The following is an 8288-nucleotide window of genomic DNA, read 5'->3' on the forward strand; positions in this document are numbered from 1 at the left end:
CCCCCCCCCCCCCCCCCCCCCCTTTTTCCATCCCCGGCCCCGGGTGGGCGCCCCGCCCACCCCGGCACGGACCGACCGCTCGGGTATCCCCGGCTACGCCGCTGGCGCAGGCGTCACACGTCAGGTTCGGCCGCGTTCAGCGCCTGCGCGAGGTCGGCGATCAAATCCGACGGGTGTTCGATGCCGATCGACAGCCGGATTGTGGAATCGAGCACGCCGATCTTCCGACGGATGTCGGCGGGAACGCCGGAATGAGTCATGGTGGCAGGCAGACTCGCAAGCGACTCCGTTCCACCGAGGCTCACCGCCAATTTGAGGATCTGCAGCGCGTTGAGGAACTTCATGGCCGCGGCCTTGCCGCCGACGATGTCGAACGAGAACGTGGACCCCGCCCCTGAGCATTGCCGCGCGAACACAAGTCCCACCGGCGACGCCGCCTCGTGATGACCGAGATAGTGCACCTTGGCCACTTTGGGATGATCGCGCAGATAGTCCGCCACGAGGCGCGCATTCGCATCCGCCTTTTCCATGCGCAGGCTCAGCGTCTCGAGCGAGCGGTTGATCATCCAGCAGGAATGCGGATCGAGCTGGGTGCCGATGGCGCCCCGCAGCGCCTTGATGCCTTTCACGACCGCCTTGGCGCCGAGCGCGGCGCCCGCGATCAGATCGGAATGACCGCCGACATATTTCGTGAGCGAGTACAGTGAAATATCGGCGCCGTGCTCGATCGGCCGCTGAAACACCGGTCCGAGCAGCGTATTGTCACAGGCGATGATCGGAACGTGTCCTTGCGCCTTTCCGATGGTCTCGGCGACACGCCGCATCATCGCGACATCGACCAGCCCGTTGGTCGGGTTCGCCGGGGTTTCGATCAGGATCATCGAGACGCGGCCCTTGCGCATGGCCTCCTCCGCGGCCTGACTGACCACGGCTTCGTCGACGCCATCGGCAAAACCGACGGCGCCGATCGACAGACGCGCAAGCGTATTCGTCAGCAGGGTTTCCGTCCCGCCGTAGAGCGGCTGGGAGTGCAGAATGACATCGCCGGGGCGGACGAACGCCAGGATCGTGGTCGCGATCGCCGCCATACCCGACGAGAACAGCGCGCAGCTCTCGGTGCGCTCGTAGATCGCGAGCCTGTCCTCGACGATTTCGCTGTTGGGGTGATTGAAGCGCGAATAGACTAGGCCCGCGCCCATCCCTTCCGGCGGCTCGCGCCGGCCGGAGACGAAATCGAAGAAGTCCTGGCCGTCCTCGGCCGTCTTGAACACGAAGGTCGAGGTCAGGAACACCGGCGGCTTGACCGCGCCTTCCGACAATTGCGGATCGTAGCCATAGGTCAGCATCAGCGTTTCCGGATGCAGCATATGGTTGCCGATGTGCGTCTTCGACGGGAACGGTTTGACCATGGCTTGTCTCGCTGTTGCTGATTGAGGTGCTCGCCGCGGGTTGGAACTCCTGATGTCCTGCATGAGTCAGGAGCGGGATGCGTCGGCGTCAAAAGCTCACGCCAATGCCGCGGCGGTTGGAGCAAAGATAACTGCTTCGGCAGCGATCCGTCAGGCCTTGCGGATAGAATTTCCAGCGGCGACACGCGACGCAATAAAAAGGGCGGCTGCTTTCGCAGGGCCGCCCTTCTTGATTCCCAGTAGCCCGGATGGAGCGAAGCGCAATCCGGGGCAGTCTGTCAGCTCGTGTGGATTCCCGCATTGCGCTGCGCTCCATCCGGGCTACGAATCTTTTTCTTGCCTCAACCGTTCTTCACGCGAAACGTCTCGTGGCAGCCGCCGCATTCCTTGCCGACCGCGGGGAAATTCGCCTTGAGCGAGTCCAAATCCTTGATCTTGCCCTTGGCCTCGCCAACGACCTTGGCGAAGCTCGCGACCTTGGCATCGAATCCGGCCTTGTCCTCCCAGACCTTCGGCGAGGCGCTGTAGTCGCCCTCGGGCTTCATGCCCTTTGCGCTCGCTGGAAACAGATTCGGCAACTTCTTGGCGGTGTCCTCGAACTGTGCCAGCGCGCTGTCCACCGTGGCCTGGTCGTAGGGCTTTTCGCCCTTCACCATCGCCGCAACCGCGCCGGCGTTCTTGCCGTTGCCCTTCATCAGGGTCTGGACCTCCTTGACGGAGTCCTGTTGTGCCCAAACCGCGCCCATGCCGAGCAGGAGCGCGCCCCCAACAACCAACACTCGCTTCATTCGCAAAGTCCCTTTCCTTGATGCAGAATTGCCTTGATGCAGGATCGCCGTGCTGCACGATCGTGCCGACCCCTCAATGGGGCCAACACCGCTTGGCAGACTTCATTCCGTGAAAAATTGTCACAGGCTGTGACGGCGATGGTGCTCGTTGACGGCGATCCACACCCGCTCCGGGGTCGCCGGCATATCGATGTGGTCGATCTTGTATTCGCGCCAGAGCCCGTCGACGATGGCATTGACGACGGCCGGGCAGGACCCGATGGCACCGGCCTCGCCCGCGCCCTTCACCCCCAGCGGATTGGTCTTGCAGGGGACGTTGGCCGTCTCGAACACGAAGTCCGGCCCGTCCGCCGCGCGCGGCAGCGCATAGTCCATGAAGGTCGCGGTGACGAGCTGGCCGTCGCCCGCGCCATAGACCACCTGTTCCATCAGCGCCTGGCCGATGCCCTGCATCGCGCCGCCATGGACCTGGCCCGCCAGCAGCAGCGGATTGAGCGTCATGCCGAAATCGTCGACGATCACGTAGTTGACGATTTTGATGATGCCAGTGGCCGGATCGATCTCGACCTCCGCGACATGGGTGCCGTTCGGATAGGTGCCATCGGCGCTGGCAAAGGTCGCGCTCGCATTGAGCTTCGATGGATCGACGCCAGGACGCTTGGCAAGATCGGCGAACGAGATCGAACGGTCGGTGCCGGCGATGCGCACCAGGCCATCGGTGATCTCGAGGTCGCCGGCGCTGGCTTCCAATGCCTGCGCCGCGATCTCCTTGAGACGCGCGCCGAGCTCGCGGGTCGCACGTTCAACGCTGACACCGCCTGACGGAATCGAAGCCGAGCCGCCGGTGCCGAGACCGGTGGCGATCATGTCGGTATCGCCCTGGTGGACGTGCACGCGCTCGGGCGCGACGCCGAACTGCTCGGCGACGATCTGCGCATAGGCGGTCTGATGGCCCTGCCCGCTCGACTGGGTGCCGATCAGGACGGTGATATCGCCATTGGGGTCCATCCGCACATTGGCGGTCTCCTCGCCCATGGTGCCGCACACCTCGACATAGCTCGCAAGTCCGATGCCACGGATCAGGCCGTTCTTCTTGGCCGCCTTGGCGCGCTTGCCAAACTCCTTCCACTCGGCGATCTCCATCGCGCGCTTCAGATGCGCAGCGAAGTCGCCGGAATCGTAGACCTTTCCGGTCGCGGTCTTGTAGGGCAGCGCCTTCGGCTGAATGAAATTCTTGCGGCGGATGGCATCCGGCGTCATGTCGAGTTTTCGCGCGCAGGCGTCCACCAGACGTTCGATGACGTAAGCAGCCTCGGGCCGCCCGGCGCCGCGATAGGCATCGACCGGCACGCTGTTGGTGAAGATGGTGCGCACACGGCAGTGGAACGCCTGGATGTCGTAGAGGCCCGGCAGCATGCCGGCGCCGCCATGCGGGATATAGGGCCCGAAGGTCGACAGATACGCGCCCATGTCGCCCATGAGGTCGCAATCCATCGCGAGGAATTTGCCGTCCTCGGCCAGCGCCATTTTCGCGGTGGTGACGTTGTCGCGGCCCTGCGCGTCGCCCATGAAATGCTCGGTGCGGTCGGCCGCCCATTTCACCGCCTTCTTCAGCTTTCGCGCGGCGACTGCCAACAGGGCATATTCCCGATAGGGAAACAGCTTGGTGCCGAAGCCGCCGCCGACGTCGGGGCAGATCACCCGCATCTTGTCGGTCGGAATGTTGAGCACATTCTGGCAGAGGATGTCGCGCAGCCGATGGCTGCCCTGGCTGCCGACCGTCAACGTCAGATGGTCGCGCCTGGCGTCGTATTCGCACACTGCCGCGCGCGTCTCGATGAAGTTCGCCACCACGCGCGGATTGACGATGGAGATCTCGGCCACCGCATGCGCTTTGGCAAAGGCCGCTTCGGTCGCTTTCTTGTCGCCGATCGAGACGTCGAACAGCACGTTGCCGGGCTTGTCCGGCCAGACCAAGGCTGCGCCCTTCTTCACGGCATTGACGACCCCGGTCACCGCCGGCAGCGGGCTCCATTTGACGTCGATCGCCTCGATCGCGTCGCGGGCCTGGTCGATGGTCTCGGCGACGACGAAGGCGATGGAATCGCCGACATGGCGCACCTCGTCCTTGGCGAGGATTGGGTAAGGCGGGCCCTTGAACGGGTCGGTCTCGAGATTGAACAGGCACGGCAGATTGCCGAGATCCTTGACCTCATCGGCGGTCAGGATCAGCGCGACGCCGGGAAGGGTGCGGGCGCGGCTCGCATCGATGGTGTATTTGGCATGCGCATGCGGCGAGCGCAGCATCAGGCAGCGCAAAGCGGCCTGCGGCGCATAATCGTCGGTATAGCGGCCCTTGCCGCGAATAAGCGCGTCATCCTCCTTGCGCAACACACTTTGGCCAACGCCGAACTTGATGGGAGCCGCCATTTTCTCGTCCCGTTTCTCATGGTTGTTTTGCCGGCATATTGCCGTGGAAAAACTGGCAAGGCAAACGGGTTTAGGCGGGCCGTGCCTGTCAAGGCCGATGATTCGAAGCCGCCCTCGGGGGCTTCGAGCGAGCCCGCCCCTCAATGGCTGAATTTCCTGACCATGAGGTATTTGTCATACGTGATATGACCTATACGGACTGCAGCGGGATCCGTGCCGTAGACCTCGAATCCATTACGCTTGTAGGTCCTGATTGCAGCGGTTGCTTCGAGCAGGACCTCAAGATGTACCTGCTCGACGCATCCCTCGGCATGGGCAAGAAGCTCCTTGATGAGTCGATCTCCGATTCCTTGACCTCGGCCATCTTCCCTCACGTAAACCGTGAAGATGTGACCCCTGTGCTGCGACCGAAGAGCTGGCGACACGTAGAAGCCCGCGACTCCGATCAGATTTCCCCGCCAGAAGGCGCCAAGGATAGCTCCGCTGAGCCAATGCCGATAGGCAGTCAGCATCGCCTCTCCGCCCTCGTCCTCTTCAGCAGAACCAAATGTTTGAGGGTGCGTCCGAAGCGCCTCCGCGCGAATGTCGCGAAAGAGGTGGAGATCATCGACAGTCAATCGGCGGATTTCCAAGTCCGCCGGGGCACCCGGCGCATGCGACATCATGGTCGCCTCCTCTCCTGTGTCGCTGCGAAGGTCGGCAGGACCGCTGGTCTGTCACATCCCACCGCGGCCCCACAGGGTCCTCGCATTATCTCTCAGCCTCGCGATGGCGCGTTCGGGCGCGATGCTGTCAATCTCGCCACGCGTTAGGCCGATATCCATCAGCTCCCTGTCACTCAGGTCCTGCAAGGCGATGTGTGGACCCTGCCGCCAGCGCCAGTCCTGGAGCGCACGCCAGTATTGCGCGAGCAAGCCTAGGATGCTGCGCGTCGATGCAAGTTCGAGGGGGAGCCTCTCCGTCTCGGAAGTGATGTTCGTCTGTTGGGGTGGCATCGCATGCTCCTGCTGTTGTGCCGGCAGGGAGCGTGGCCAAACAAAAGGCCCCGTCCGATGCCGGCGGGGCCTGGTGAAAAGATGTCGTCGTCGAATTCCTAGCGCACGACTCCTTCCACGGCCCAGCCGAAGCGGGTCATGTGGTTGCGGTTGAGTTTGCGCACTGATTTGATCATGCGACGCGATTACCACAGCAATCGCGCAAAATCAAGAGATGTGTAGAGGTTCGCTGCATCCTGGAGGCGAGTCCCTATCTGAGGGTGCCGGGCGCCGAAGCCGACGACGCCCGTCAACGCCCTTCACGACTTCTTCTGCTTCGCTTCCACGTATCGTGCGAAATTGTCGAGGATTGCCTGCCAACCGCCTTGCTGCTGCTCCACCGAATGCGTCGATTCGCCATCGAAGACCACGCGGACGAGAACGCCCTTCGGGCCGGGCACAAACTCGACTTCGGCTTTTCGCTCGCCAAATCCGTATTCGATCCGCTTGTGCTCGATGATTTTCGTGTAGGTACCGGCGAAGTCAAAACCCATGCTGCCGTCCTTGGCCTCCATGCGAGATGAGAAGACACCGCCTTCTCGCAGATCGACGGTCGCCTTGGTCGTATGCCAGTCGTCGGACGCGGCGTTCCACTTCATGATGTCGGCCGGCGTCGTATAAGCGCGCCAGACCTGATCGATGGGGGCTGCTACGTTGGTTTCGACGGTGATCCTCATAAACAGTACTCCTGGTTCGATTTTTGCCGGCTCGAGGTGGACGGCATCACGTCAATTGTGCAGGGTCCATCCGCCGCACTTCCGAGATGTGTCCATCCAAGGACGATCGAGACTAGCCCGTGCCGACAAGGGCGAGCCGTCAATGCGTTGAAAATGTGAAAAAGCTAACGCCGCACCAGCGAGACCAGCCAGCGGCGGCCGAACAGCGCGAGGATGGCGAGCGCATAAACGATCGTGCCCCCGACGGCCAGCAGAAGCAGCGTCAATTCGTCTCGGAAGTGCATCGAGCCCAACGAAGGACCGCCGAAGCGCGCGATGAGCCAGAAGGCGGCGGCCAGGATGAGCCCCGTCAGCAGGAATTTGGCGAGCGACAATAGCCACGCGCGGTCCGGCACGAGAAAGCCTCGCCGCACCGCGAAGAACAGCACCAGCAGCAGGTTGGTCCAGACGCCGACGGCGGTTGCTAGCGCAAGGCCGATCTGGGCCAGCGATCCCATTAAGGCAATTTTCAAGGCGACGTTGACCGCGATCCCGGTCAGCGACGCCCGCACCGGCGTCGCCGTGTCCTTGCGCGCATAGAAGGTTGCGACCGCGCTGCGGATCAGCACGAAGGGGATCAGACCGATGGCATAGGCCGCGAGCGTGGCGCCGGCAGCGGCGGCATCGGCTTTCGAGAACGCACCGCGGGCGAACAGCGCGCGCATGATCGCGTCGGGCACGGTGAGGAAGGCGGCGACAAACGGCACCGAGAACAGCAGCGTGAAATCGAACGCACGGCGCTGCGCCTTCATCGCTCCGTCATGGTCGTTGGCTGTGATCCGCCGCGACATCTCCGGCAGCAGCACCGTGCCGATGGCAATGCCGATCACGCCGATCGGGAGCTGGTTGAGACGGTCGGCATAGTACAGCGCCGACAGCGCGCCCGCCGGCAGGAAAGTCGCGATGATGGTATCGGCAAACAGCGCAAGTTGCGTGCCCATAGAGCCCAGCGTCGCCGGCCCAAGCGCCTTGAAGAAGCCGCGGACGTCTTCGTCGAGCTTGAGCGGCGCAAAGCGCGGCAAGCCGCCATGGCGGGCGAGATCGCCGGCGAGCAAGAAATACTGCAAAAAGCCAGAGATGAGGACACCCCAGGCGGCGGCGTGGCCCGCGCTGGGAAACCAGGCGGCGAGCGCCAGCGTCATCATCATCGAGATGTTGAGAAAGATCGACGCGGCTGCGGCGCTCGCAAAGCGCTGCATCACGTTGAGCATGCCGCCATAGAGCGTCACCAGCGTGATCAGCAGCAGATAAGGAAAGGTGATACGGGTCAGCTCGATCGCGAGCTTGCGCTGTTCGGCGTCCTCGGAAAAGCCCGGCGCCAAAATGCTCATGGCCTGCGGCATGAACAGCCAGGCGACGATCAGCAGCACCACCTGCGAGGCCAGCAGCAGCGTGAAGATGCGATCGGCGAACAATTTTGCCGCTCCCTCCCCGCGCTCGCCATGGACGTGCGCGTAAGCCGGCACCCAGGCGGCGTTGAAGGCGCCCTCGGCAAAGATCGCACGGAAATGATTGGGCAGCCGCAGCGCCACGAAAAAGGCGTCGGCCACGGGGCCGGCGCCGAGAATCGCCGCGAGCATGATGTCGCGGGCAAACCCCGTCAGCCGCGAGAGCAGCGTGTAACCACCAACCGTGAAGATACGTCCGAGCATGCGTCTGTTTTAGAGACTTATCGAACAGAGGTCGATTGCATCTTGCGATGCGCATTGCTGTGCCCTCTCCCCTTGCGGGAGAGGGCAGCGCCGCGAGTAGACACAAGCTCATTGGGGGTGAGGGGTCTCTCTCCCAGCTTTCGATGCGGAGAGAGCCCCCGCCCCCGTGGGGGGGGCGGGGGGGGGGGGGCCCCCGCGCCCCCCCCCGGCGGGGGGGGGGGAGGGGGGGCACGGGGGGGGAGCCCCCCCCCCCGCCCCC

At 63.6% G+C, this 8288-nt stretch carries 7 protein-coding genes; all 7 read right to left on the minus strand.

Features of this window, described 5'->3' with window-relative positions; translation table 11 throughout:
• Nucleotides 1–113: 113 nt before the first annotated feature.
• The 7 genes from AC0L3K_RS05300 to murJ all read right to left on the minus strand — a co-directional run bounded on the left by AC0L3K_RS05300 (nucleotide 114) and on the right by murJ (nucleotide 8029).
• Nucleotides 114–1409, minus strand: a complete 1296-nt coding sequence (locus tag AC0L3K_RS05300; protein WP_473365514.1) for a cystathionine gamma-synthase family protein — start codon at nucleotides 1407–1409, stop codon at nucleotides 114–116.
• Between the two features lie 341 nt (nucleotides 1410–1750).
• The gene (locus AC0L3K_RS05305) at nucleotides 1751–2197 is read right to left on the minus strand and encodes a c-type cytochrome (RefSeq protein WP_007602016.1); all 447 of its coding nucleotides are present in this window, start codon (nucleotides 2195–2197) and stop codon (nucleotides 1751–1753) included.
• Between the two features lie 120 nt (nucleotides 2198–2317).
• Nucleotides 2318–4627 carry a xanthine dehydrogenase family protein molybdopterin-binding subunit gene (locus AC0L3K_RS05310; RefSeq protein ID WP_473365515.1) on the minus strand — a complete coding sequence of 770 codons (2310 nt, stop codon included), beginning with the start codon at nucleotides 4625–4627 and terminating at the stop codon, nucleotides 2318–2320.
• A gap of 140 nt (nucleotides 4628–4767) precedes the next feature.
• Nucleotides 4768–5292: a GNAT family N-acetyltransferase gene (locus tag AC0L3K_RS05315; protein WP_473365516.1), complete on the minus strand. Its 525-nt coding sequence runs from the start codon at nucleotides 5290–5292 to the stop codon at nucleotides 4768–4770.
• Nucleotides 5293–5343: 51 nt separating this feature from the next.
• Nucleotides 5344–5622, minus strand: a complete 279-nt coding sequence (locus tag AC0L3K_RS05320; protein WP_473365517.1) for a DUF1127 domain-containing protein — start codon at nucleotides 5620–5622, stop codon at nucleotides 5344–5346.
• Nucleotides 5623–5921: 299 nt separating this feature from the next.
• Nucleotides 5922–6338: an SRPBCC family protein gene (locus tag AC0L3K_RS05325; protein ID WP_473365518.1), complete on the minus strand. Its 417-nt coding sequence runs from the start codon at nucleotides 6336–6338 to the stop codon at nucleotides 5922–5924.
• Between the two features lie 164 nt (nucleotides 6339–6502).
• Nucleotides 6503–8029: a murein biosynthesis integral membrane protein MurJ gene (gene murJ / locus AC0L3K_RS05330; protein ID WP_473365519.1), complete on the minus strand. Its 1527-nt coding sequence runs from the start codon at nucleotides 8027–8029 to the stop codon at nucleotides 6503–6505.
• Nucleotides 8030–8288 lie beyond the last annotated feature (259 nt).

Source organism: Bradyrhizobium sp. MI1.10, assembly GCF_055811035.1.